This window comes from Amycolatopsis sp. NPDC050768 (genome assembly GCF_040654155.1).
Taxonomy (GTDB): domain Bacteria; phylum Actinomycetota; class Actinomycetes; order Mycobacteriales; family Pseudonocardiaceae; genus Amycolatopsis.
The window spans coordinates 182,611-206,310 of sequence record NZ_JBFAHL010000011.1 but is presented as its reverse complement, the minus strand read 5'-3'; the positions used below and the strand labels follow the sequence as shown (position 1 = coordinate 206,310).

Below are 23,700 nucleotides of genomic sequence, written 5' to 3'. Positions count from 1 at the left end.
GCGCGCACTGAGGGGCAAACGCTTGTGTGAAACTCCTCGACATGCCGAGGAGGGGGTTGCCCACGCCGTGGTCGCGGGCCGTGCGGACGGGGTGGCGCAATCCGGCGGTGGTGATCGCCGTCGCGGCGGCCGCGGTTCTGGTGGCGCTGCCCGCCACGGCCGTCGCGTTGTTCCTTTCGGCGGCGGGCAATGCGACGCTGCAGCAGCAGACGTCGCTGGCGTGTGAATGGTCGGTCGGCGCGCAGTGGCAGGGCGGCCTGCCGATGCAGCAGCGCGACCCCGCCGTGGCCGAGCAGGTCGGGAAGAGCCTCTACGACACGCGCGCGAAGCTGGCCGGTCAGGCCACCGCCGAGGTGCCGCGGGCTTCGGCGCCGGTGTCGACCGTGGTCTCCGGCGCGTCGGTGGAAACGGCGACGGGCACGCCGGCGCACCCCGAGCAGACGGTCGTCAACCTCATCTCGCGCACCGGCTTCGAGAGCCACATCCAGGTGGTCCAGCGCGGGACCGGACCGGGCATCTGGCTGCCGGACCAGTTCGCCGCGCTCAAGAACCTCCACGCCGGCGACCTCGTGACCGTCCGCGGCGGATCCCGCAACGACCTCAAGCCCGCCGGCAAAGCCACCGCGCCGGAAGGCGGCAGCACGTCGACGATGCGCGTCGCCGGGATCTACCGCGACCTGCGTTCGCTGCCGGACCAGCAGTACTGGTGCAGCCTCGTCGGCCTCTACCGCGGCAGCCCGCTCTCCAACACCGGCACGTACCCGGTGGCGCTCGTGTCGCCGGACGATTTCTTCCACATCGCCACCCAGAACTCCGGCGTGCAGAACCTGGTGGAGAGCTCCGTCGACACCACGGGCATGACCACGGCGAGCGCGCCGCCCGTGGTGGCCGGGCTGGAGCACGTCCGGGCCCGCACCGAGAACCCCGGCGATCCGCTCGGGCAGGCGTTCCACCGCTTCGGCAGCACGGAGTACACGTCTTCGCTGGGCGGCATGGTGGTCCGCGCCGACCAGGTGGCCACGCAGCTGGCCACCACCGTCGTGCCGATGGGCGCGGTGGGCGCGCTGGCCGGGCTGGTGATCGCCGCGGCGGCGGGCTCGTTCTGGGTGGACCGGCGCCGCGCCGAACTGGCGGTGTTGTCGTCGCGTGGGGTGGGACCGCTCGCATTGGTGGGCAAAGCGGTGCTGGAGGTCGGCACGATCGTGGTGCTCGGCAGCGTCGCGGGCTGGTTCCTCGCGCGCTACCTCGTGGCGGCGCTGGGGCCGAGCCCGCTCGTCACGCCCGGCGCGCTGGTCGGATCGGTACTCGGCGCCGCCGCCGCACTGCTGGTGACGCTGGGGGCGATCGCCGTTTCCAGCGGGCGCCGGATCACCGCGTTGTTCGACGCGCGCACCACCCGCCGCCACAACTGGCCGTGGGAACTGCTGCCGCTCGGCGCCGCGGTGGTCTGTTATTTCGTGCTCGGTGACGATCCGGAGGCGGGTGTGGGTGCCTCGGGGACCGTCGCGCGAATCCCGCCGCGGCTGATCGTGGTGCCGCTGCTGCTGGTGATGGGCTTGGCGCTGCTGGCCGCGCGCATCGTGCGGTTCTCCGTGGTACGTCTGCGGCCGGTGTCACTGTCGCGCGCGGTCGCCTTCTTGTCCTGGCGGCGGCTCGCGTCCGCGCCGGCCGCCGCGGCCGTGCTGATCGGTGCGACGGCGATCCCGATCGCGCTGTCGGTGTACGCGACCACGGTCACCGGCTCGGTCGAGCGCACGCTGCACGCCGAGGGCCAGCTCGTGGTCGGCACCGACGTGGTCGTCGACCTGACCGGGCCCGCGCAGGCGCCGCCCGGGTTCCCGTCCAGCTTTGTCGAGCGCTACGACTCCGGCACCATCGGCCACACCACCGTCAACGTCCTCGGCGTCGACCCGGCGACGTTCACCAGCACCGCCTTCTGGGACAACCTCCTGCCCGGCCCGGCCCTCGACGACCTGATCGCCGGGCTGAACGCACCCGGCGCACCCGCCGGCGTGCTGGCCGGGATCCCCGGCACGTCCGGGCGGACGCAGGTGGAGATCAACGGCCACACCGTCGAGCTCTCCGTCACCAGCGTCGCGCAGCTGCCCGGGAAGAGCGCCGGGTTCCCGCTGATGTTCGTCCGCCGCGACGTGCTCACCCGGCTGGCCGGCGAGAACCTGCACCACGAGCTGTGGCTGCGCGGCGACCCGGCGCGGATCGTCCCCGCATTGTCGGCCGGCCACGTACCGGTCGGCACGCTGAGCCAGGCCCAGGACGTGACCGCGAACGGTGTCTACGCGGCCATCACCTACACGTTCCTGTTCCTCACCGCCGTGTCCGTGCTGGCCGGCGCGATCGTGCTCGTGGGGCTGTTGCTGTACTTGAACTCGCGGGCACGAGCGCGGCGCAGCGCGTACTTGTTGTTGCGGCGCATGGACATCGGACCCCGCGCACACTGGCGCGCCCTGCTCTACGAAGTCGGCGGCCTGCTCGCCACCGGCTTCGTCGCCGGCCTCGGCTTCGCCGCGATCGCCGTCGCCATCACCAGCGCCGGCTACGACCTCGACCCCGCCGCCGCGCCCGGCACCCTGATCGCCACTCCGTGGTCGCTCACCGCCCGCCTCGCCGCGGCGACCCTGCTGGCCGCCGTGCTCGCCACCCTCGCCGCCCAGCGCGCCGTCTCGCGCGCCCGCCCGTCGGAGGTGCTGCGTGACACGAACTGACGCACTCCGGTGCGAAGACGTGCACCAGACCTACCAGACCGCGACCCACGACGTCGTTGCCCTGCAAGAGGTTTCGGTGTCCGCCGCCCGCGGCCGCGTCACCGCGCTCGTCGGACCGTCCGGCTCCGGCAAATCCACCCTGCTACGGATCCTCGCCTGCCTCGAACGCCCCGTGCGCGGTCGCGTCGAGATCGACGGCGTCGACGCCACGGCCCTGTCCGCCCGGGGCCGGCGCGGACTCCGGCGCCGCCGCCTCGGCTACGTCTTCCAGAACCCCGTCGACAACCTGCTCGGTTACCTCACCGTCGACGAACACCTCGAACTCGCCACCCGCCTGCGCAGCACCGGCACCCCGTCGAGCGAGCTGCTCGCCACGCTCGGGCTCGGGCACCGCGGCGACAGCAAACCCAGCGGCCTCTCCGGCGGCGAACAGCAACGCGTCGCCCTCGCCTTCGCCGCTGCCGGCGATCCCGCCGCGCTGCTCGCCGACGAGCCGACGGCCCAGCTCGACCGCGCGTCGGCCCACCTCGTCGGCGACGCCGTTCGCCGGCTGGCGGCCCTCGGGCACGCCGTGGTGGTCGCCACCCACGACCCCGAACTGGTCGCCGTGGCCGACGACGTGATCGAACTCGTGGACGGACGCATCCGATGACCGTGCTCACCCTGACCGATGTTTCGAAGAGCTACCGCCGCACCCAAGTGCTGCGCCCGATCAGCTTCGAGCTGCATCCCGGCGAGCTCGTCGCGTTGACCGGCCCTTCGGGCTCCGGCAAAAGCACGCTGCTGATGATCGCCGGCGGCTGGGAGACGCCGGACACCGGCAGCGTCACGCCGGGGTCGTTGTTGCCGGACGTCCCCATGGCGCGAATGCCATGGCAGCACCTGGGTTTCGTGCCGCAGTCCATCGGCTTGTTCGACGAACTCACCGTCGCCGACAACCTCGCCTTCGCCGCCCGCACCGGCGGCAACGCCGACCTCGCCAAGCTGCTGGAAACCCTTGATCTCGCCAAGTTCGCCGACCGCCTCCCCACCGAAATCAGCCGTGGGGAACAACAACGCGCCGCCGTCGGCCGCGCCCTGGCCACCGCACCCACCCTCGTCCTGGCCGACGAACCGACGTCACACCAGGACCGCACCCACGCCGAAGTCGTCCTCGCCCGCCTGCGCACCGCCGCCGACGCGGGCGCCGCCGTCCTCGTCGCCAGCCACGATCCGCTGCTGGCCGCGCACACCGACCGCACGATCGCGTTGACGGGCGCCGCTCACTGAGGCCAGGCGAGCTCGCCGTCGCCGATGCGGTCCGCTGTGCGCCTCAGCCACTCGACGTCGTGGTGCAGCCGCGACAGCAGGTAGTGCGCCTCGATCATGTGGACCTCGAGCGTGGCCGCTTCGCGCGTGGCGGTTTCGAGCCCTGCGATCTCCTCGCGCACGAGCCCGATCCGCTTGCGCAGCACGGCTTGTGCTTCTGACGGCGGCAGAATCCCGAGGTACGCCAACGCCGTCACGAACGGCGGCCCACCGGTCAGATCCGCGCCGAGCTGCTTGCGCACGCGCTCGGCCAGCGCGGCCACGCCGTCGTCGGTCACCGCGAGCACGTCGCGCTCGGCCCCGCCCGTCGCGGCAACCCACCCCTCGGCCGTGAGCCGGTCCAGCAGCGTGTAGACGGTCGCGTTGCGCACTTCGAGGTAGCCGTAGCGGCTGCGGACCTCGCTGAACACCGCGTACGCGTGGCGCGGTTGTTCCACGAGCAGGCCGAGGATCGGCAGCACCAGCGGGTTGTCGAGCGCGTTCTTGGGCACGCTTGAACATTACCTCATTGCTCGTATACGGTTAGCCGTATACGGCTACGAGGAGGTACCTGTGATCTTCGGGATCTGGCCCGGTGTCGTCGACGCCGACCTGGTCGAGTTGAAGCCGCTGCCCTGCCCGCCGGAAGACCCCGGCGCGACGATGGCGGCCTTGAAGGAACTCCAAGGGGAAGCGCCGGAGTTCTACGTCCGCTGCTACCGGCACTTCGGGAACGAGTGGTCCCGCACACCCGAGCGGCCTGAGCTTTACGCGGGCGAGGGCCGGCTGATCGACCTGGTCGCGTGCTACCAGAGCTGCGAACCCGACCCAGAGGGCTTCGCCGGCTTCGTTCGCCAGGCCGTCCGCGACGTCGCCGCGTGGGGCGGCGGCAAGGTGCAGGTCGGCGAGGAGCTCAACGTGCCGGCCCCACTCGACGGCGGCAGCCCGGGTTGCTTCGAGGCCGTCGGCGCCGGCGTCGCCGCGGCCTTCGACGAACGCGAGCGCCTCGGCGTCGACGTCGGGATCGGGGTCAACTCCGCCGGCCCCGCCGATCCCGCGTTCTGGGGACGGCTGGCCGCGGCGATCGGCCCGGACCACTTGGCGCGCCTGGACTTCCTCGGCTTGGACGTCTTCCCCGACGTCTTCCGTCGCATCCCCCACGAGCAGCTCGCCGGCGCCGTGACGTTCCTGCTCACGGGATTCCGCTCGGTCACCACCGATATCGGCGTCCCCGAGACCACGCCCATCCACATCACCGAAACGGGCTGGCCCACCGGCGACGACCGCGACGAAGCCACTCAGCGCGTAGTGCTGGAAACCGTCGCGCAGGCCATTGTGGACCCCGACGTCGGCGTCGCTGCGTACGAACTCTTCGGCCTGCGCGACAGCCGCTCGGACGCCGGGTGGACCAGCGGCTTCGGCCTGCTCCGGGACGACTACTCGCCCAAGCCCGCGTTCGCCGCCATCCGCGACTTCATCCGCGAACACCGCGAAGGCTGATCTCTCACTTCCGTGAAGAAACCCGCAATACCAGCGCCAGCACTGCCGACAGACCCACCAGCACCACCGCGGAAACCACCGTGCCCATGCCCGCCACCGCTTTCTCGTTCAGGACCCTCAAGGTCTCCTGAACGACGGCGGGGCGGGCATGGGCACGACGAACGCTTGACACACCAACGCGTTTCCCTGATGTGCCCTTGACGCTCAGCTCTCCGCGGCCACGGCCTCACGCTGCTCGACCTCGTGGGCACGCGCCGCCGAACGCGACAGGCGATCCGACAGCTTCGCCGTGGTCACGAAGGAAATCGCGATCAGGATCGCCAGCACCACGCCGATGCCGATGACGGTGCCGCTCAGCGTCGGGTCTTCGGGGTCGCCGGCCTCGACGCGTGCCGAACCGGTGAGGAACGAGAGCACGAACAGCACGCCGACGGCGAGCAGCACCTCGATCGTCACCAGCACGGGGAACGTGCGCAGCGCCAGGCGGAACACGGAACCCTCGGCGCCGGCCGCCCGGGCGCGGCCGATGCGCGGCATCATCACGAACTCATTGGCCGCGCCGATGCAGATCATCGTGAACACCAGCGACACCTTGATGACGAGGAACCGCCCGAAGCTCGTGGTGAACAGCTCCGACGGGCTGCCGACGAGCGAGTAGGCCAGCCACAGGCCGGTGATCAGGATGCAGCCCACGGCGACCATCGCCAGCGTCGAGAACCGCGTCCAGATCTGCGCGAACACGTCGCCGGCACCGAGGGAGAGCCTGCGCCGCGAGAACGCCAGGATCACCAGGCCCGCGATACCGCCGACCCACGTCGAGATCGAGAAGACGTGCAGGTGATCGAGCAGCGAGTTGGCGATGGTGTCGAAGGTGGCCTTGGAGAAGTTCGTCGGCAGCAACGTGACCTGGTAAGCCACGAAGTTGACGATGAGCGAGGTCAGGGTGAGCACGCCGAGCTTTTCCCGCAGCCGCGGCGAGAACGCCAGCATCAGCACGATCGCCGCGACGCCCCACAGCGCGTACTGGATCAACGCCTCGGCGCCGCTGGAGATCCAGTCGCCCTTCTTGCCCGGCACCGAGATGAAGCGCCAGATCGCCGCCGGCGACAGCGCGTCGCCGAACGGGATTTCCTTGCCCTTCACGCGGGCGCCCTTGCCGGCGATCTGGAAGTACAGCGCCACCAGGAACCACGTGCCGACGAGCGCGTAGTAGACGCCGGCGCGGCGTTGCAGCACCGCGCGGTCGGCCGGGTCGACCGACGGCCGGCGAAGCACCGGCCGCAGCACGATCAGGTACAGCATGCAACCGCCGACCGACCCGATCAGGCCGGCGAAGTACGCCATTTTGGTGATGACCCGCCACACCTCGGGGGTCGGGTTCGCTTCGGCCGCGGACACGGCCTGGGTAAGCAGCAGGGACATCGGCAGCCATCTCCTCGAGCGGGGGGACGTGAGCCGTACAGGTGGGGAGGCTCTTGGCGGTCGAAGGTAGCTGATCCTACAACAGATGTGAAGACTGAAGCGTCCACTACATTGATGGTATATTGCTAGAGTGAAAAACCAGAGTCGGAAAATCCGCAGTCGGAAGGAGTGTCCGTGAAAGTCCTCGTCCTGCCCGGCGACGGCATCGGCCCGGAGATCACGACGGCGACCCTGGACGTGCTCGGAGCCGCGGATCGGCGGCTCGGGCTCGGCCTGAGCTTCGAGATCCGCGACATCGGCCTGGCCTCGCTCGCGACCGACGGCACCACGCTGCCGTCCTCGGTCCTCGAGCGGGTGCCCGAGGTCGACGGCACGCTGCTCGGCCCGGTGTCGCACTACGAGTACCCGCCGCGCGACGAGGGCGGGATCAACCCGTCCGCCGCGCTGCGGACCACGTTCGAACTGTTCGCCAACGTGCGCCCGTGCCGGTCGCGCGAGGACCTGAGCATCCTGCGCAAGCCCATGGACCTCGTGATCGTGCGCGAGAACACCGAGGGCTTCTACTCCGACCGCAACATGTTCGCGGGCACCGGCGAGTTCATGCCCGACCCCGACCTCGCGCTGTCCGTGCGCAAGGTGAGCGCGCGCGGATCCGCCCGCGTCGCGCGGGCGGCGTTCGAGCTCGCGCGCGGCCGCCGCGGCAAGGTGACGGCGGTGCACAAGGCCAACGTGCTCAAGCTGTCCGACGGCCTGTTCCTGCGCGAGGTGCGCGCGGTCGCCCAGGAGTTCCCCGACGTGGAGCTGGAAGAGCTGATCGTGGACGCCGCCGCGGCGCTGCTGATCCGCGACCCGCAGCGGTTCGACGTGCTGGTGACCACCAACATGTTCGGCGACATCCTGTCCGACGAAGCCTCCGAGCTGTCCGGCAGCCTCGGCCTCGGCGGCTCGATCAACGCCGGGCACGACGTCTGCGTCGGCCAGGCGCAGCACGGTTCGGCCCCCGACATCGCGGGCCGGGGCGTGGCCAACCCGGCGTCGCTCATCCTGTCCGCGGCGATGCTGCTCGACTGGCGCGGCCGCCGCGACGGCAACGACGCACTCCTGGCGGGTGCGGAACTCGTGACCCGCGCGGTGGATACCGTGCTCGACAACCCGGCGACGCGCACCGCGGACGTCGGCGGAACACTCGGCACCGAAGCGTTCGCCGGCGCGGTTTCCGAGTCCGTCACCGGCCTTCCGGTGGGTGCTCGATGATCCAGTCCGTGAACCCGGCGACGGGCAAGTCACTGTCCACTTACGACTTGCACACGGCCGAAGAGGTCGACGCCGCACTGGATGCGGCCGTGGCCGCACAAGCCGAATGGCGCGAGAAACCGCTTTCCGAACGCGTGGAGCTGCTTCGCGAGCTGGCGGCGGTGCTGCGCGCCGGGAGCGCCGAGTACGCGCGGCTGATCACCGAAGAGATGGGCAAGCCGCTCGCCGAAGCCGAGGCCGAGATCGAGAAGTGCGCGCTCAACTGCGTGCACTACGCCGAGCACGCCGCGGAGTACCTGGCCGAGCGCCCGGTGCTGGCCGAGGCTTCCGTGGTGGCCGAACCGCTCGGCGTGGTGCTCGCCGTGATGCCGTGGAACTACCCGTTCTGGCAGTTCTTCCGGTTCGCCGCCCCGGCACTGGCCGCGGGCAACGGCGCGATCCTCAAGCACGCCACCAACGTGCCGGGTTGCGCGCTCGCCATCGAGGACGTGTTCCGCAAGGCCTCGGCGCCCGCCGGGCTGGTGCGGGCGCTGCTCGTCGACGTCGGCGAGGTCGCGAAGCTCATCGCCGACGACCGCATCGCCGCCGTGACGCTGACCGGTTCGACGCGCGTCGGCGCGCTCGTGGCCAGCCAGGCCGGCGCCGCGCTCAAGAAGCAGGTGCTGGAACTCGGCGGCTCGGACCCGTTCGTGGTCCTCGCCGACGCCGACGTGCCGGCCGCCGCCGAGACGGCCGTGCGCGCGCGGTTCCTGAACAACGGCCAAAGCTGCGTCAACGCCAAGCGGTTCATCGTGGACGAAGCCGTGGCCGACGAGTTCGCCGAAGCCTTCACCGCGGCGGTCGAACGGCTGCGGGTGGGCGATCCGGCCGAGGCGGGCACCACCGTGGGACCGCTCGCGCGCGAGGACCTGCGCGACGGGCTCGACGACCAGGTGCGCCGCACCGTCGCCGCGGGCGGCGTGCTGCGGACCGGCGGTGCGCCGGTGGCCGGGCCGGGCTACTTCTACGCGCCGACGGTGCTCGACCGCGTGAAGCCGGGCATGGCGGCGTTCGACGAGGAGACGTTCGGGCCGGTCGCGGCCATCGTGCGGGTCTCGGGCGACGACGAGGCCCTGGCACTGGCCAACGACACCGAGTTCGGCCTCGGCGCGGCCGTGTGGACGCGGTCTTCGGAACGCGCCCAGCGCTTCGCCAAGGGCCTGCAGGCCGGCGCGGTGTTCGTGAACAGCATGGTCGCCTCCGACCCGCGCCTGCCGTTCGGCGGAATCAAGAAGTCGGGCTACGGTCGGGAGCTGGGCGCGGACGGGATCCGCGAGTTCGTGAACGTGAAGACCGTGTGGTTCGGAGGAACCCGATGAGCGAGCAGAAGCCGTTCCCGTCCGTGGTGCTGCGGCCGGCCGAGCTGTCCGCGGCCGACCGCGGCGGCGGCGCGCGCACGATCCCGCTGGTGAGCAAGGCCCTGGGCGCCGAGGTGTTCCTCAACGGCCAGACCCTCTTCGACGGTGGTGCGGGAATCCCGCTGCACACGCACAACTGCCCCGAGAGCGTGGTGATCCTGGAGGGCGAGGCGATCGTGGAGATCGACGGCGCCGAGCACCACCTGTCCACTTGGGACACCACCTACGTTGACGCGGGCGTGCCGCACCGGTTCCGCAACGCCTCGGCGACGGCGCCGATGCGGATCCTCTGGACCTACGCCTCGGTGGAGGCCACCCGCACGATCGTCGCCACCGGCACCACCACCCGGGTGGATGCCGAGCACCGGCGCTAGCCTGGGTAAGTGGAACAGACCCCGACCCCGCTCACCCGGCAGGTCGCGGCGCGCATCGTGGGCTACATCCGCGAGACCGCGGCCGAGCCGGGCACGCGGCTGGTGGAGCGCACCCTGGCCGCGCACCTGCGTGTTTCGCGTTCACCCGTGCGCGCGGCGCTGCGCCTGCTGGCAGACGAAGGGGTGGTGGCCGTCGCCGAGCCCGGCGGCGGCCACACCGTGGCCCGCCCCGTCACCGAGCTCACCGTCGAGACCGGTGAGGAGGACGAGGAGCAGTACCTGCGCATCGCGTCGGACCGGCTCGACGGCGAGCTGCCCGACCGCGTGAGCGAGAGCGAGCTGGCGCGCCGCTACGCCCTCACGCCGGCCCAGGTGACGGCCGTGCTGCGCCGCATTTCCGGCGAGGGCTGGATCGAGCGGCTGCCCGGCTACGGCTGGGAGTTCCAGCCGATGCTGACGTCGCAGGAGTCCTATGAGGACAGCTACCGCTTCCGTCTCGCGCTCGAGCCCGCGGCGCTGCTGGAACCCGGCTTCGCCGTGGACCAGGCGGCCATCGAAGTCGTTCGCGCGCAACAGCTCGAGCTCGCCGAGGGCGCCGCGCACACCGTGACCAACACCGAGCTGTTCGCCCGCAACCGCGCCTTCCACGAGGCCGTGGTGGCGTGCAGCCACAACACGTTCTTCATCGACTCGCTGCGCCGCGTGGACAACCTGCGCCGCCTGATCGAGTACCGGCGCACGCTCCCGCGCGACCGGGCCGCGGTGCGCTGCCGCGAGCACGTCGACATCGCGGACCTGCTGCTGACCGGCCGGACCGCCGACGCGGCGGAGTACCTGCGGAGGCACCTGAGCACCGTCGGCGTGGAGAAAACGGCCGGCCCCGGTTACTAATCCGGCCAAAAGTAGGCCGACCCCCGCGCGGCACGCAACCGATACCGCGAAAGCCATTCGGCCGTGACTGTGGCCGGATTAGTAACGATCGGCACTGCCAGCGACCCCGTCGCCCCGCGGCAAGCGCGGTGCGCGCAGATCACCGTTGATCAGGTCGGAACGCAGCGAAGTCAGCAGTTCCGACGTCTTCGTCGCGCGGTTTTCGTCGCGGGAGGCCAGGCGCAGCACCAACGCGTCGGTGAGCACCTCCGCGCTCAGCATCTCGCCGGTGAAGTTGCTGGCGCTCTGCGGGGCCGTGAGCGAGACGTCCACCCGGGAGCCGAACAACGGCCCCAGCGAGCTGGACACCAGCACCACGCTCGCGCCGACCTCCTCGGCGTGATCGAGCAGCACCTCGATCTCGCCGAGGATCCGGCCGGGGATGTAGAGCACGACGACGTCGTCCGGGCCGAGGCCGAGCAGGTCGTCGGCCAGCTGGAACCCCGTGGCGCCCGTGGAACGCGCACGTCGGCCCATCCGGACCAGGCGCATGGTCAGGTACCGCGCGACCAGGCTCGAGGCCCCCAGGCCGAAGCTGAGGACCTCGCGCGCGTCGTCCAACAGGTCGACCGCGTGCAGGAACTCGTCGGACTGCACGAGCCGCCAGGTGGCGGCCAGCCGCTCGGTCGCGTCGGTGAAGACCTTGTCCACCACGGCATCGCCCGCGGTGGCGCCGTCGGGCAGCTCGGTCAGCAGCCGGTGCGACGGGCTGGTCTCCAGCGCGACCTCGCGCGCCAGGCTGCGCCGCAGGTCCATCAGCCCCGCGAACCCAAGGGATTTCGCGGTGCGCACCACGGTCGCGTCGCTGGTCGCCGTCGCGCCGCCGATCTGCTCGGCCGTCGCGAAAATGGCGTAACGGCCGTGGTCGCGCAGGTACTCCGCGACGGTCCGCTCGGCCCGCGACATCTTCGGCAGGCATCGCGCGATCCGTGCGCGCAGCGACTCTTCCTCGTTCCCCATCCCACCCTCGTTTCCCGATCCACGTGCCCACGGGAAGGCCGCCACGGTGCGGCCGTGCCCCGTGAACCCGTCACGCGCTACGGCCGGCGCGCCAGCTCCCCGGCGATGAAGGCCTTCACCACCGGCTGGATCATCAGCCCGCGGTGCGCGACCCCTGGCACCACGTCGAACTGCACGTCGATCCCGTTGCTCTCGAAATTCTTGCGCAAGGTGGTCAGCCGCTCGATGCGCGTGTCACCACCGGCGTCGATCCCCGGCTCCGCGATCTCCCAGGTGTCCTTGTCCTCGCCACCCACGATCATCTGCACCGGCAGCTTGCGCAGGCTCTCCACCTGCACGTCGGTGCCGAACAGCTCGCGCACGTCGGCGGTGCCCAGCCACCACGGGACGTCCGGGTCGATCCGCGTGACGCGGCCCGGAGCGCCGATGGACAACGCGGCCAACCGGTCGGCGTGCAGGTAGGCGAAGCGGTGCGCGAACTGCCCGCCGCCGGAGAAGCCGTGCAGGTAGAAGCGGTCGGCGTCCACGCGGAAGCGGGCGGCGACCTCGGCGATGATGTCGAGCAGGATCAGGTCGTAGCGGATGCCTTCGAAGCTCAGGCGCTTGAAGCCGTGCAGGTCACCGGGCTGCGCGATGCCCGCCGGGAACAGCGGCGCGAGCACGATCGTGTCGTTCTCCTCCGCGAACTCGCGGTAGTCGTTGCGGTAACGCTCCGCGGTGCGCTGGGTGCCGTGCATCAGGACGAGCAGCGGCAGCGGCGTCTCGGAGGTGCGGTGGGCGCTGGGCACGTAGAGGCAGTAGGAAAAGCGCTGGTCGCTCTGCAGCGCGAAAAACGGCGTCGGCCCGCCGTAGTAGAACTCCGTCGGGTCGAGGACTCGGGCGGAGTCGGGCGTCGCTTGGGGGCTCGTCATGGAGCGGTTCTCCTTGGCATGGCGTGGGACCGTCCTGCACCGTCGTAACCATGTAGTAACGACGACAGGTGTTGACAACTTCGTAGCACGGTCTATCTTATCCGTAGCTGCCACTACAAGTTCCTGATGAATGTAGCGCAAACCTTCAACGAATCGCCAGCACCGGGAAAGAGGTATTCATGGCAGTCCGGTTGGTCCAGATCGAAGGTGGTCCCCGCGAGCGGGGACTCGCCTACGGAGAGGCCGCCAGGGCGGAGATCCGCACGTCGATCGCCTATTACCGCGAGGCCTTCCGGCTCTCGTCGGGTCTGGAGTGGACGGACGTGCAGGCCTCGGCCCGGCGCTGGCGCGCACCCGTCGCCGCCGTCGCACCGCACCTGCTCGAAGAGATGGACGCGATCGCCGACGGCGCCGGCGTGCACCAGGACGAGATCCTCGCGCTCAACGCGCGCGGCGAGATCGTCCGCAACCACGACAGTGCCTTCAACCCGGCTGTCGCCGAAGACGAAGAGCCCACCGACGGCTGCTCCTCCTTCGCCCTGCTGCCCGAGGCGACCGGCGACGGTCACGTCTACTGTGGACAGAACTGGGACTGGCGTGAAGGCACGCAGGACACCGTGGTGCTCCTGCGTGTGGTCCAGCCGCCCAAGCCGACCCTCATCATGCAGGTCGAGGCCGGCCAGATCGGCCGCCACGGCGCCAACTCCGCGGGCATCGCGCTCAACGGCAACGGGCTCAACGGCCGCTTCGGCACCCCGATCGGCATCCCGCAGCCGGTGCTGCGCCGCCTGATCCTCGACCACGACTACCTGAAGAACGCCCTGAAGGTGCCCTTCGACGTCCACCAGCACATCGCCACCAACCTGCTGGTGACCCACCGCGGCGGGGTCGCCGTGGACTACGAGACCACCCCGGTCGTGCACCGCTGGGGCGTGCCGCGCGACGGCATGCTGGTACACGGCAACCACTACCAGTACGGCATTCCCGAGCAGATCTCCGGCACGTACCGCGTGTCCCCCGTGGACTCGCTCTACCGCGTGCAGGTGATCGAACGCGGGCTCGCGGCCGCGCGCGCGGCCACCAGCTCCGCCGAAGTGCGCAAGGTCGTCGCCGCGACGATGAGCGACCACGTCGGGCACCCCGACGGCGTGTGCGCCCACGTGGACGAGCGGGCGCCGGAACTCAAGCGCTACAAGACGATCGCCTCGAGCCTGGTCGACCTGACCAGCGGCGAGTACCGCGTGGCGATCGGCAACCCCTGTGAGAACGACTACGAACTGCTGCCCTGGCAGCTCTACGACGGCCCCGGAGGTCACTGATGACCGGACCCGTGCTCGCCAGCCTGCGCGGTGTGAACAAGAGCTACGGCGAGGTGCAGGTGCTGTACGACGTCGACCTCGACATCCACCAGGGCGAGGTCGTGGTGATCCTCGGCCCGTCCGGGTCGGGCAAGTCGACGCTGTGCCGCTGCATCAACCGCCTGGAAAAGATCAACTCCGGCACCATCACGCTCGACGGCAAGCCGCTGCCCGCCGAGGGCCGCGACCTGGCGCGCCTGCGGGCCGACGTCGGCATGGTCTTCCAGTCGTTCAACCTCTTCGCGCACCGCAGCGTGCTCGAGAACGTGACGCTCGGGCCCATCCGCGTCCGCGGGATTCCCAAGCGTGAGGCCGAAGCGACCGCACGACGGCTGCTCGACCGAGTCGGGGTGGCCGACCAGGCCGACAAACTGCCCGCCGAGCTCTCCGGCGGCCAGCAGCAGCGCGTGGCCATCGCCAGGGCGCTCGCGATGAACCCCAAGATCGTGCTGTTCGACGAACCGACCAGCGCGCTCGACCCGGAAATGGTGAGCGAGGTCCTCGACGTGATGACCTCACTCGCCGCGGAGGGAACCACGATGGTCGTGGTCACGCACGAGATGGGCTTCGCCCGCCGCGCCGCCCACCGCGTGGTCTTCATGAGCGAAGGCCGCATCGCCGAACAAGGCACCCCCGAAGAGTTCTTCGACCGCACCGGCACCGCCCGGGCGCGGGACTTCCTGTCCAAAGTCCTCCAGCACTAGTCACTCCAGCACTAGTCCCTCCAGCACTGAATTCCGCACCGTAACAAGGAGAAAGCAATGAAGCTGACCAGAATGACCGCCGCCGTCGGCGCGGTGGTCGTCGCGGGCGCGCTGCTCGCCGCGTGCGGCAGCGCCCCGGCCACGGCCCCCGGCGGCGCCGCCCCGAAGCCGGCCGCCGCCGACGTCGCCAAGATGATCAGCCAGGACGACGCCGTCGCGGGTGCGCCCGTGGGCCAGAACCTGCCGCACTCGCCGATGCTGGACAAGATCCGCCAGCGCGGCGAGCTGGTCTGGGCCGGCAGCCGCAACACGCTGGGCTTCTCGCAGCTCGACCCGGCCACCGGCAAGATCTCCGGCTTCGACGCCGGGATCGCCGACCTGCTCGCGAAGTACCTGCTGGGCAAGCCTTCGGCGAAGATGCAGAGCGGTGGCTCCGACACCCGTGAGGGCCTGCTCGGCAACCACACGATCGACGTCGCGATCCAGACGTACACGATGACGCCCGAGCGCGCCAAGCTGGTGAACTTCTCCGGCCCGTACTACATGGCCGCCAGCGGCATCATCGTGAAGTCCACGGACACCACGATCAAGACCGCCAAGGACCTCGCCGGCAAGAAGGTGGCCACCGAGTCCGGCGCGGCGAAGACCGCTCTGGTCACCGAGGTGCCGACCGCGCAGCCGGTGCTGTTCGACACCACCGCGCAGTGCATCGCCGCGGTGGAGCAGGGCCGCGCCGACGCCGTGACGCTGAACAACGCTTCGCTGCTCGGCGCGATCCAGACGCGCTCGGACGTGAAGCTGCTCGACGCGACGTTCGGCTCCAACCCGTTCGGCATCGGCGAGCCCAAGGACGACCCGGTGTTCAAGCAGGTCGTCGATGAGTTCCTGCAGAAGATCGAGGCCGACGGCACCTGGACCAAGCTCTGGCAGGGCACCGTCGGCAAGCTGCTGAAGACCCCGCCGCCCACCCCGCCGAAGCTCGGCTCCGTCCCCGGCGTCTGACCCGAACCCCGAAATCGGAGACCCCATGTCCGTGCTCTTCGCGCACCTCGGTGAGCTGCTGACCGGTCTGCTGACGACCCTCGAGCTGGCCGCGATCGCGTTTCCGCTGGCGCTGGTGATCGGCACCCTGCTGGGTGTCTGCCGCGTCAGCCCGATCGGGCCGCTGCGGGCGGCCGCCGGGTTCTACGTGCACTGCCTGCGCAACTCGCCGATGCTGCTGGTGATGGTCATGGTGGTCTTCGGCCTGCCCTACCTCGGCGCGACCGTCCCGCTGTTCGGGTCGGTCGTGCTGGGGCTGGGGTTGTACTTCGGCGCCTACATCTGCGAAACGGTGCGCTCCGGCATTGCCGGCGTGCCGCTCGGCCAGATCGAGGCGGCGCGTGCCATCGGCCTCACGTTTTCCGGCGTCCTGCGGCAGGTCGTGCTGCCGCAGGCGTTCCGGTCGATGGTGCAGCCACTGGGAAACATCCTGATCAACGTGTGCCTCGGTTCGGCACTCGGCGCGGCGGTCGGCGTGCAGGAGCTCACCGGTTCGGCGCGTCAGTTCAACCTCGACTTCGCCCAGCCGATCCCGACCTTCATCGCCGCGGTCATCGGCTACCTCCTGATCACCCTGACGATCGGCCAGCTGACCGGCGTCGTCGAACGGAAGGTTCGCATCCGACGATGAAGTCGCGCTCCCCCGCCCTTTTCGACGAACTCGGGCCCCGAGGCCAGAAGCGGCTGAAGATCGCCACCGTCGTGGCCGTCATCGCGCTGATCGGTGCCGTCGGCGGCGCCATCGCCCAGCTCGCCCACGTGCAGCAGCTCACCGCGCGCCTGTGGGAGCCGCTCATCGAGTGGTCGAACATCCGCTACCTGCTGCAGGGCCTGCTGACCACGTTGGAGGTCGGCCTCACCGGCGCCGCGATCTCCCTGGTGTTCGGCACGCTGATGGGCCTCGGCCGGCTGTCCACGCACAAGTGGGTCTCGATCCCGTGCGCCGGGCTGATCGAGCTCTTCCGTGCGATCCCGCTGATCCTGCTCGTGTACTTCTTCCTCATCGGCCTGCCCATGTTCGGCTGGAACCTCCCGCCGTTCTGGGTGCTGACCATCCCGATCGTGCTGCACGCCGGGGCGGTCTTCGCCGAGATCGTCCGCGCCGGCGTCAACTCGCTGGACCGCGGTCAGTTCGACGCCGCCGCGGCGATCGGCCTGCGCCGCGGGCAGACGATGGTGCTCGTCGTGCTGCCCCAGGTGTTCCGGGCGCTGCGGCCGGCGCTCGTCACACAGGTGATCCGCACGCTGAAGGAATCCAGCCTCGGCTACGTCGTCGGCTACCCGGAGCTGCTGCGCGACGGGCAGGTGATCGGCGAGTTCAACGCCAACTTCGTGCAGACGTACGCGTTCACCGCGGTCATCTACATCGTCATCAACTTCGGGCTCTCCCGCGTCGCCGAGCTGCTCGACCGGCCCAAGAAGGTCCGGCGCCGCCCGGACCGGCCGGCGCCAGAGCCCGACCCCGAACCGGCGGCCTCGCAGCCGGCCGGAACCCTCGTCTGATTTTTTCGAAGCGGAGAGAAATGTCCATCACCGGCGAAGAGATCGAACGCGCCGAAGCCGCACTGGCCCACAACTACCACCCGCTGCCCGTGGTGCTCACGGAAGGCAAGGGCGCGTGGGTGACCGACGTCGAAGGCCGGCGCTACCTCGACCTGCTCGCGGGCTACAGCGCCCTCAACTTCGGCCACGGTGACGACGAGCTGCTGGCCGTCGCCCACGCCCAGCTCGACCGGCTGACCCTGACCAGCCGCGCGTTCCACCACAACCAGCTGGGCACCTTCGCCTCCGAGCTCGCCGAGCTGTGCGGCATGGAGATGGTGCTGCCGATGAACACCGGCGCCGAGGCCGTCGAGACGGCCATCAAGACGGCGCGCAAGTGGGGCTATCGCGTGAAGGGCGTGCCCGCCGGGCGCGCGAAGATCGTGGTGGCGGGCGGCAACTTCCACGGCCGCACGGTGACCATCGTCGGGTTCTCGGACGACCCCGAGGCCACCGCCGACCACGGGCCGTTCACGCCGGGGTTCGTGACCGTGCCGTTCGGCGACGCGGAGGCGTTGCGGGCCGCGGTGGACGAGGACACGGTGGCGGTGCTCATCGAGCCGATCCAGGGTGAGGGCGGTGTGGTGCTGCCGCCTTCGGGGTATCTGCGTGAGGTTCGCGCCATTTGCTCTGCCGCTCAGGTGCTGTTCGTCGCCGACGAGATCCAGTCCGGACTCGGGCGGACCGGGCGGACGTTCGCGTGTGACCACGAGGACGTCGTGCCCGACATGTACGTGCTGGGCAAGGCGCTGGGCGGCGGCATCATGCCGGTGTCGGCCGTGGTGTCCAGCCGTGACGTGCTGGGCGTTTTCCGGCCGGGCGAGCACGGCAGCACGTTCGGCGGCAACCCGCTCGCGTGCGCTGTCGGGACGGCGGTGGTGCGGAAGCTCAAGACCGGTGAGCCGCAGCGCCGGGCCGACGAGCTGGGCCGGGTCTTCGCTTCCGCCTTGGCCGAGTTGCCTTCGTCGGCGGTCGACGCGGTGCGGGTGCGTGGCCTGTGGGCCGGCATCGACGTGCGCGACCGCACGGGCCGCGACGTCTGCGAAGGCCTGCTTCGCCGTGGCGTGCTGGCGAAGGACGCGCACGGCAGCACGATCCGGCTGGCGCCGCCGCTCGTGGTGTCCGAAGAGGACCTGCGCTGGGGCGTTTCGCAGCTGGCAGCTGAACTTTCCTGACCCATCCCCCTGTGCCCGTCGCACCCTCTTCCGGGTGCGGCGGGCACAGTCATGTCCGCTTCGCATTTACATACAGACTGTACGTATGTATCTTGGTCGCATGACTTCCTCACTCGGACAGGACCACCGCATCCGCCTGCCGCAGGGCGAGGTGCGCTACTACGAACGCGGTGCCGGTCAACCGGTCGTCTTCGTGCACGGGGTGCTCACCAACGCGCTACTGTGGCGCAAGGTCGTGCCCGCCGTCGCCGAGGCCGGATTCCGTTGCCTGGCCCCGGATCTGCCGATGGGCGCCCACGAGATCCCGATGCGCGCCGACGCCGACCTGAGCGCCCCGGGCATGGCGACCCTGCTCGGCGATTTCCTCGAGACCCTCGACCTGCACGACGTCACGCTCGTCGCCAACGACACCGGCGGCGCGGTGACGCAGATCCTGCTTTCTCGCTACCCGTCGCGCGTCGCACGGGTGGTGCTGACGCCGTCGGACAGCTTCGAGTACTTCTTCCCGCCGATCTTCAAACCGTTGCCGGTGGTGGCGAAGGTGCCGGGTTCGATGGCGGTGCTGGGGCAGCTGTTGCGGGTTCGGGCGTTGTGGCCGTTGCCGCTGCTGTTCGGGTGGGTGGCGAAGAAGCCGCTGCCTTCTTCCGTGGCCGAGTCTTACCTTCTTCGCCTGCGCGGGTCTTCCGGCGTGCGACGCGACCTGCGCAAGCTGCTGCGCTCGGTGCACCCCCGGCACACCTTGGCGGCCGCAGAGAAACTGCGGTCGTTTTCGCCGCCCGTTCTCCTGGCCTGGGCTTCGGAAGACAAGCTGTTCCCCGTGCGCTTCGCGTACCGGCTGGCCGAACTGCTGCCGGACGCTCGCGTCGTGGAGATCGCCGACTCGTACACCTTCGTCCCGGAGGACCAGCCCGACGTGCTCGCCGGGCACATCGTCGAGTTCGCGAGCGTCATGGCAGATTAGGCCGGGTGAGACGCACTCAGCAGGAACGTTCCGACAGCACGCGCGCGGCCCTCGTCGGCGCCGCCCGCGAGCTCTTCGGCACGCGCGGCTACCACGACGTGCCGGCCGAAGAGATCACCCGCACGGCCGGCGTCACCCGCGGCGCGCTCTACCACCACTTCGGCGACAAGCTGGGCCTGTTCCGCGCCGTGGTGGAAGAGGTGGAACGCGAACTGACGGCCGAGGTCTCCGCGGTCATGACAGCGTCCGCCGATCCGCTGGTCGGCATGACCACGGCGCTGGGGACGTTCCTGGAGGCCTGCCTCCGCCCGGAGGTCCAGCGCATCTCCCTGGCAGACGCCCCCGCGGTGCTCGGCTGGGACGTCTGGCGCGAGATCGAGGGCGAGTACGGGCTGGGGTTGCTGGTGTCGGCCCTGACTTCGGCACATGGGGCGGGGTTGATCGTGGACATGCCTATTCGCACTCTGGCGCAGCTGATTTTGAGCGCGGTGATGGAGGCGGCGCGGATGATCGCTTCGGCTTCGGATCAGGCTGCCGTGTTGGCTGAGACGCAGGTGGTTTTCGCGGGTTGGCTGGGTTCCTTGCTTCGCAAGGACTGAGCCTCACCGGTACTGCGGCTGACGCTGCTCTGGAATTGCTTCGACCGCGTCGATGTCCTCATCACGTATGAGCATTTTCACCGCTTCGCGCGTTGCTCCCACCCCCGCCCAGTGCGGGTCCACGTCCGACGCGAAACACCACGCCCGATCCACCGGCCAGACGAACGCCGGCGGCGCGATCGGTTGTCCTGAGCCCAGCTCCACGGACCAGTCGTCAATGGCACTCAGCGGTCCCTTGAAAATCGCGTAACGGCGATGAGGCAGCTCGAACAGACCGTCGTAGGTGGGCAGGGGAATGTTGGAATAACCTTCCCAGACGCCGAAGTAGCCATTTTCGGCCGTGGTGAATCTGGCGAGCCGGTGGATCACCCGCTGCGTCTGCCACAGATCGGGCTTGTGGTCAGGCGGAAGCGGCACGTCGGCCTCCTCCTGACCCGGCCCTGCGGGATCGGGAATGAAACGGATGCGCGCGTACGCTTCGTAGCTCTTCGGACCAAATAAGATCAATTGGCCATCTGGAGTCCCTGACTCGACGAGCCAGTGCGCAACACGAGTATCCGGTTCGTACTCCAGCGCCACGATTCTCCCTGCCCGCCCGTTGGCCTGCAGGCCTTGCCCCGCACGCACCACGTGGACAAGACCCTACGCCACTACGCGCAAAAGGTGCAGCTCTCAAGACACGAAGCAGTTCACGTCCGCTTGGTTGTAGGGTTGTTCGGCAGAGTCTATCTGCCCGTCAACGTCGACATCAACGTGGTTCCGCCACGAAATGAGCCCTGCCGTCGGGTTGCACGTCGCGCGGGCCACGGTGCGATCCCCGCTTCCGGTGTACGGCCTCAAAACCCTTGAAGCCGCACAAGCCTTCTGCCGGTATGTGTTGTCCGTGTAGAACTCGTACAGGCAGTTGTAGACCGTGGCTGTGGCCGCCGTACAACTTCCCTTCAACCACCACCCGTGTCCCGAAACGTCGCCTGACGAATAGTGCGGGTTGTCCCTGCCACTCTCCGGCGTGCATCCGATTGCGTCTGAGTGACCAACTGGCCCCGAACCTAAATCAACTGCCGTCGGAAGCGCACCAGGCTCCGATATCTTCCGGCCGCTGCCGTCCAGATAGACGACCTTGGCCTCCACGCCCGGGGGTTCGAGGCCGGGAACCGCAGCCTCCCGAGATTCAGCCTCACCAGCAGATGCGTGCGCGATGTCAAGTGGTGACGCCACCAGAGTCGCGCAGGCTGACACGACTACCAGGAAAATAGCTCGGCGTTTCATGATCGTCCCCCAGACAAACGCCAGACAAGCGAAATCATTGGTAGTTGCGCGCAGACCCGGCTCGCATCATTTGCGTCGCGCTACGCCGTCGAGCCGCTATGAACACCTTCAAAGGTATTCTGCGCACGATCCCACAACAAGGTGTCGAACGAGTGATCAAGGCGCCAACGACCTCGGCCCGATCACACCTGCCTGTTTGCTTCGGTTGGGTCCGGTCGCGTCCGCTGCGGCCCGATCACCGGCAGGAAGTTCCGGAAGAGGTTTCGGCAGTCCTCGACGACGGATGGCTCTTGGTGGTGCCGTTGGGGTACAAACAACCGGACAGACGTGTCGCAGACGTGGGCTGGATGTACCGAAGTAACATTCATTCCACTGATCTGGGGTTTTTGCGCCGGTTGGCATTGAAGCGCGCCTTCTTCTCACGATTCCCGCACGTGTTCATGTCGCACCATTTGCGGGTGCGGCTTTGGCTGGTGTCGAAGAAGGCGGCTTGGCAGGTCGGCGATGCGCACAAGGCCAACTTTCCGTCTCGTTCGCCGGCGATGATGCTGATCGCGTCGGCGGCGATCACGCTGAGGGCATCTTCCACGCAGGAAGCCGAGCTGAGCTGCCATCGCCGCTTGCCCTCAGGCGTCAGGATCGCCGCGGCCCGGCCCTGAGCGCTGCGGTCGTTGATGACTTGGACAGCCGAGGCAGGGAGAGCGTCCTGGATCGCGGCCGCTGTCGCGGCGGCGTGAATCGACTCCCTCAGTTCCCGAGCGAGGTCGAGCTGGGCGGTGGTGCAGGAGTCCACGGCGAGGCCATTCACCGCCAGCCAGTCGACGAGTCGGTGCGGCGCGGGAATGCGCTCCACAGCGTCGCCACGACGCTCCGTCAGAGTCGCCGTGAAGCTGGTCGCCAGCACGGTACCGAGGCGAAAGTCGGGGAACGCAGCACGCATGGAACCACCTTAGCTGGTTGCACGTCGGCCTGACGACATGCTAGAACCATCTAAGCCGGTTCCGCGATGGCCAGGAGGTCTCATGCCCCGTCCAACCAGCGACGTGCAAGCATTTGAAGCCCACGCACCTGAAGCCGACCTCGACGATCTGCGCGCGCGGCTGGCCGCGGCGCGGCTGCCGGAGGCCGAGACGGTCTATCGCCCCGCGCCCGATCCTCGCCGATGGGAACAGGGTGTTCCGCTGGCCGACCTCGTCGATGTCGTGAACTACTGGCGCACCGGGTACAACTGGCGGTCGTTCGAAGAGCGCCTCAACCGGATCGGCCAGTTCCGCACGACCATTGATGATCTGGGAATCCACTTCCTGCACCGCCGATCCGCGCGCGCAGATGCCACTCCTCTGATCTTGACGCACGGCTGGCCGGACAGCATTACTCGGTTCATCGATGTAGTGGACGAGCTGGCAGATCCGAAAGATGCAGACGCGCCGGCGTTCCACGTCGTGGTTCCGTCGCTACCAGGCTTTGGTTACAGCGACAAGCCGGCCACGACAGGGTGGGGAACAGAAAAGATCGCGGCCGCATGGGTGGAACTGATGGCAAGGCTCGGCTACAGCCAGTTCGCAGCCCACGGCGGCGACTGGGGAGGCAATATCACCACGGTTCTCGCCGGCAGGTTCCCGGCGCACGTTCTCGGCATCCACACGACGTTCGCGGAGGGACCGCCCGGGTTGACAACGGACGGGCTGACGGCGGTCGAGCGCAAGTGGGCCGACGAAACCCGCGATTTCTGGCGCCACAACGCGGCCTACGCGAAGCAGCAGGCGACCCGACCGCAAACCATCGGCTACTCGCTCGTCGACTCACCGGTCGGGCTTCTTGCCTGGATCCTCGACAAGTTCGCCGAGTGGTCGGACACCGAAGACAGCCCGTTCGAGACGATTTCCCGAGACAGCGTTCTTGACGACGTCACCCTGTACTGGCTGACACGCACCGGCGCATCGTCGGCCCGCATTTACTACGAAAGCCACAACTCGCTCGATCCCGAACTCCGGGTCGACGTCCCGGCGGCAATCACTATGTATCCCCGCGACCCCGAGAAGTGTCCGCGCCCCTGGGCACAGGAGCGGTACCGACAGATCATCCGATGGAGCTCACCCGAAAGCGGAGGACATTTCCCGTCGCTGGAGGTTCCGGGGTATTTCGTCAAAGATCTCCAAGAGGGCCTCGCGGCAGTGCTGGCCGCGAATCGGTGATCGAGCCACTCGGACAGGAGGGTCAGCCGTCAAATCGATGGCTGCCAGATTTCCAGCACCCACACCACACACACGAACAAACACCCGCCGACAACCAG

General features: G+C 69.2%; 23 protein-coding genes. 17 read left to right on the top strand and 6 right to left on the bottom strand.

The features are described from left to right. The first annotated feature begins 41 nt into the window (after positions 1 to 41). From AB0H62_RS30135 to AB0H62_RS30125, 3 genes are read left to right on the top strand one after another with little or no spacing between them, the layout of a single operon-like run. Positions 42 to 2,723 carry an ABC transporter permease gene (locus AB0H62_RS30135; protein WP_255638364.1) on the top strand — a complete coding sequence of 894 codons (2,682 nt, stop codon included), beginning with the start codon at positions 42 to 44 and terminating at the stop codon, positions 2,721 to 2,723. Continuing rightward, positions 2,710 to 3,375: an ATP-binding cassette domain-containing protein gene (locus tag AB0H62_RS30130; RefSeq protein WP_220243431.1), complete on the top strand. Its 666-nt coding sequence runs from the start codon at positions 2,710 to 2,712 to the stop codon at positions 3,373 to 3,375. The genes AB0H62_RS30135 and AB0H62_RS30130 overlap by 14 nt, the downstream gene beginning before the upstream one ends. Further along, positions 3,372 to 3,992, top strand: a complete 621-nt coding sequence (locus AB0H62_RS30125) for an ABC transporter ATP-binding protein (protein WP_220243432.1) — start codon at positions 3,372 to 3,374, stop codon at positions 3,990 to 3,992. The genes AB0H62_RS30130 and AB0H62_RS30125 overlap by 4 nt, the downstream gene beginning before the upstream one ends. Here the strand turns inward: AB0H62_RS30125 and AB0H62_RS30120 are convergent. Beyond that, the gene (locus tag AB0H62_RS30120; RefSeq protein WP_220243433.1) at positions 3,986 to 4,522 is read right to left on the bottom strand and encodes a helix-turn-helix transcriptional regulator; all 537 of its coding nucleotides are present in this window, start codon (positions 4,520 to 4,522) and stop codon (positions 3,986 to 3,988) included. The genes AB0H62_RS30125 and AB0H62_RS30120 overlap by 7 nt on opposite strands. Before the next feature lie 61 nt (positions 4,523 to 4,583). Between AB0H62_RS30120 and AB0H62_RS30115 the strand changes: the two genes are divergently transcribed. Continuing rightward, positions 4,584 to 5,510: a hypothetical protein gene (locus tag AB0H62_RS30115; protein ID WP_360589705.1), complete on the top strand. Its 927-nt coding sequence runs from the start codon at positions 4,584 to 4,586 to the stop codon at positions 5,508 to 5,510. A 204-nt stretch (positions 5,511 to 5,714) separates the two neighbouring features. On the opposite strand, the gene AB0H62_RS30110 is transcribed toward AB0H62_RS30115, so the two are convergent. Further along, positions 5,715 to 6,932, bottom strand: a complete 1,218-nt coding sequence (locus AB0H62_RS30110) for a CopD family protein (RefSeq protein WP_360589703.1) — start codon at positions 6,930 to 6,932, stop codon at positions 5,715 to 5,717. 174 nt (positions 6,933 to 7,106) lie between these two features. Here AB0H62_RS30110 and AB0H62_RS30105 point away from each other — a divergent pair, with 174 nt between their 5' ends. The 4 genes from AB0H62_RS30105 to AB0H62_RS30090 are packed head-to-tail and all read left to right on the top strand — an operon-like array spanning position 7,107 to position 10,848. Next, positions 7,107 to 8,186: an isocitrate/isopropylmalate family dehydrogenase gene (locus tag AB0H62_RS30105; RefSeq protein WP_220243436.1), complete on the top strand. Its 1,080-nt coding sequence runs from the start codon at positions 7,107 to 7,109 to the stop codon at positions 8,184 to 8,186. Then, positions 8,183 to 9,544 (top strand): NAD-dependent succinate-semialdehyde dehydrogenase, encoded by a 1,362-nt coding sequence (locus tag AB0H62_RS30100; protein WP_220243437.1) that lies wholly within the window; start codon positions 8,183 to 8,185, stop codon positions 9,542 to 9,544. The genes AB0H62_RS30105 and AB0H62_RS30100 overlap by 4 nt, the downstream gene beginning before the upstream one ends. Continuing rightward, positions 9,541 to 9,957 carry a cupin domain-containing protein gene (locus AB0H62_RS30095; protein ID WP_220243438.1) on the top strand — a complete coding sequence of 139 codons (417 nt, stop codon included), beginning with the start codon at positions 9,541 to 9,543 and terminating at the stop codon, positions 9,955 to 9,957. Before AB0H62_RS30100 ends, AB0H62_RS30095 begins: the two co-directional genes overlap by 4 nt. Positions 9,958 to 9,966: 9 nt before the next feature. After that, positions 9,967 to 10,848 (top strand): GntR family transcriptional regulator, encoded by an 882-nt coding sequence (locus AB0H62_RS30090; RefSeq protein WP_220243439.1) that lies wholly within the window; start codon positions 9,967 to 9,969, stop codon positions 10,846 to 10,848. A gap of 78 nt (positions 10,849 to 10,926) precedes the next feature. Here AB0H62_RS30090 and AB0H62_RS30085 read toward each other — a convergent pair whose 3' ends face one another. Together AB0H62_RS30085 and AB0H62_RS30080 are read right to left on the bottom strand one after the other, a co-directional pair. Further along, positions 10,927 to 11,847, bottom strand: a complete 921-nt coding sequence (locus tag AB0H62_RS30085) for a MurR/RpiR family transcriptional regulator (RefSeq protein ID WP_220243440.1) — start codon at positions 11,845 to 11,847, stop codon at positions 10,927 to 10,929. Positions 11,848 to 11,924: 77 nt separating this feature from the next. Continuing rightward, complete coding sequence (locus AB0H62_RS30080) at positions 11,925 to 12,758, bottom strand: PHB depolymerase family esterase (protein WP_360589699.1); 834 nt, start codon at positions 12,756 to 12,758, stop codon at positions 11,925 to 11,927. A gap of 179 nt (positions 12,759 to 12,937) precedes the next feature. On the opposite strand from AB0H62_RS30080, the gene AB0H62_RS30075 reads away from it, so the two are divergent. The 8 genes from AB0H62_RS30075 (at position 12,938) to AB0H62_RS30040 (ending at position 20,138) form a co-directional block, all read left to right on the top strand. Beyond that, positions 12,938 to 14,077 (top strand): C45 family peptidase, encoded by a 1,140-nt coding sequence (locus tag AB0H62_RS30075; RefSeq protein ID WP_220243442.1) that lies wholly within the window; start codon positions 12,938 to 12,940, stop codon positions 14,075 to 14,077. Then, positions 14,077 to 14,820, top strand: coding sequence for an amino acid ABC transporter ATP-binding protein (locus AB0H62_RS30070; protein WP_220243443.1), 744 nt, complete (start codon positions 14,077 to 14,079; stop codon positions 14,818 to 14,820). Before AB0H62_RS30075 ends, AB0H62_RS30070 begins: the two co-directional genes overlap by 1 nt. 57 nt (positions 14,821 to 14,877) lie before the next feature. After that, on the top strand, positions 14,878 to 15,822 hold the full coding sequence (locus tag AB0H62_RS30065; RefSeq protein ID WP_220243444.1) for a transporter substrate-binding domain-containing protein: 945 nt from the start codon (positions 14,878 to 14,880) through the stop codon (positions 15,820 to 15,822). A 25-nt stretch (positions 15,823 to 15,847) separates the two neighbouring features. After that, positions 15,848 to 16,492 carry an amino acid ABC transporter permease gene (locus AB0H62_RS30060; RefSeq protein WP_220243445.1) on the top strand — a complete coding sequence of 215 codons (645 nt, stop codon included), beginning with the start codon at positions 15,848 to 15,850 and terminating at the stop codon, positions 16,490 to 16,492. Then, complete coding sequence (locus AB0H62_RS30055) at positions 16,489 to 17,364, top strand: amino acid ABC transporter permease (protein ID WP_220243446.1); 876 nt, start codon at positions 16,489 to 16,491, stop codon at positions 17,362 to 17,364. Before AB0H62_RS30060 ends, AB0H62_RS30055 begins: the two co-directional genes overlap by 4 nt. A gap of 20 nt (positions 17,365 to 17,384) precedes the next feature. Next, the gene (rocD, locus tag AB0H62_RS30050; RefSeq protein WP_220243447.1) at positions 17,385 to 18,578 is read left to right on the top strand and encodes an ornithine--oxo-acid transaminase; all 1,194 of its coding nucleotides are present in this window, start codon (positions 17,385 to 17,387) and stop codon (positions 18,576 to 18,578) included. 100 nt (positions 18,579 to 18,678) lie between these two features. Beyond that, positions 18,679 to 19,539, top strand: coding sequence for an alpha/beta hydrolase (locus AB0H62_RS30045; RefSeq protein WP_360589695.1), 861 nt, complete (start codon positions 18,679 to 18,681; stop codon positions 19,537 to 19,539). Between the two features lie 5 nt (positions 19,540 to 19,544). Further along, complete coding sequence (locus AB0H62_RS30040) at positions 19,545 to 20,138, top strand: TetR/AcrR family transcriptional regulator (RefSeq protein WP_360589693.1); 594 nt, start codon at positions 19,545 to 19,547, stop codon at positions 20,136 to 20,138. Between the two features lie 3 nt (positions 20,139 to 20,141). On the opposite strand, the gene AB0H62_RS30035 is transcribed toward AB0H62_RS30040, so the two are convergent. Next, positions 20,142 to 20,717 carry a hypothetical protein gene (locus AB0H62_RS30035; protein ID WP_360589691.1) on the bottom strand — a complete coding sequence of 192 codons (576 nt, stop codon included), beginning with the start codon at positions 20,715 to 20,717 and terminating at the stop codon, positions 20,142 to 20,144. Positions 20,718 to 21,771: 1,054 nt separating this feature from the next. Continuing rightward, the gene (locus tag AB0H62_RS30030; protein WP_360589689.1) at positions 21,772 to 22,347 is read right to left on the bottom strand and encodes a CGNR zinc finger domain-containing protein; all 576 of its coding nucleotides are present in this window, start codon (positions 22,345 to 22,347) and stop codon (positions 21,772 to 21,774) included. Between the two features lie 82 nt (positions 22,348 to 22,429). Here AB0H62_RS30030 and AB0H62_RS30025 point away from each other — a divergent pair, with 82 nt between their 5' ends. After that, on the top strand, positions 22,430 to 23,602 hold the full coding sequence (locus AB0H62_RS30025) for an epoxide hydrolase family protein (RefSeq protein WP_360589687.1): 1,173 nt from the start codon (positions 22,430 to 22,432) through the stop codon (positions 23,600 to 23,602). The last annotated feature ends 98 nt before the right edge of the window (positions 23,603 to 23,700 follow it).

Coding starts and splice junctions, on each gene's coding strand:
- AB0H62_RS30135 (WP_255638364.1), top strand. CDS start 42: ATGCCGAGGAGGGGGTTGCCCACGCCGTGGTCGCGGGCCGTGCGGACG.
- AB0H62_RS30125 (WP_220243432.1), top strand. CDS start 3,372: ATGACCGTGCTCACCCTGACCGATGTTTCGAAGAGCTACCGCCGCACC.
- AB0H62_RS30110 (WP_360589703.1), bottom strand. CDS start 6,932: ATGTCCCTGCTGCTTACCCAGGCCGTGTCCGCGGCCGAAGCGAACCCG.
- AB0H62_RS30100 (WP_220243437.1), top strand. CDS start 8,183: ATGATCCAGTCCGTGAACCCGGCGACGGGCAAGTCACTGTCCACTTAC.
- AB0H62_RS30095 (WP_220243438.1), top strand. CDS start 9,541: ATGAGCGAGCAGAAGCCGTTCCCGTCCGTGGTGCTGCGGCCGGCCGAG.
- AB0H62_RS30085 (WP_220243440.1), bottom strand. CDS start 11,847: ATGGGGAACGAGGAAGAGTCGCTGCGCGCACGGATCGCGCGATGCCTG.
- AB0H62_RS30080 (WP_360589699.1), bottom strand. CDS start 12,758: ATGACGAGCCCCCAAGCGACGCCCGACTCCGCCCGAGTCCTCGACCCG.
- AB0H62_RS30075 (WP_220243442.1), top strand. CDS start 12,938: ATGGCAGTCCGGTTGGTCCAGATCGAAGGTGGTCCCCGCGAGCGGGGA.
- AB0H62_RS30070 (WP_220243443.1), top strand. CDS start 14,077: ATGACCGGACCCGTGCTCGCCAGCCTGCGCGGTGTGAACAAGAGCTAC.
- AB0H62_RS30065 (WP_220243444.1), top strand. CDS start 14,878: ATGAAGCTGACCAGAATGACCGCCGCCGTCGGCGCGGTGGTCGTCGCG.
- AB0H62_RS30060 (WP_220243445.1), top strand. CDS start 15,848: ATGTCCGTGCTCTTCGCGCACCTCGGTGAGCTGCTGACCGGTCTGCTG.
- AB0H62_RS30055 (WP_220243446.1), top strand. CDS start 16,489: ATGAAGTCGCGCTCCCCCGCCCTTTTCGACGAACTCGGGCCCCGAGGC.
- rocD (WP_220243447.1), top strand. CDS start 17,385: ATGTCCATCACCGGCGAAGAGATCGAACGCGCCGAAGCCGCACTGGCC.
- AB0H62_RS30045 (WP_360589695.1), top strand. CDS start 18,679: ATGACTTCCTCACTCGGACAGGACCACCGCATCCGCCTGCCGCAGGGC.
- AB0H62_RS30030 (WP_360589689.1), bottom strand. CDS start 22,347: ATGCGTGCTGCGTTCCCCGACTTTCGCCTCGGTACCGTGCTGGCGACC.
- AB0H62_RS30025 (WP_360589687.1), top strand. CDS start 22,430: ATGCCCCGTCCAACCAGCGACGTGCAAGCATTTGAAGCCCACGCACCT.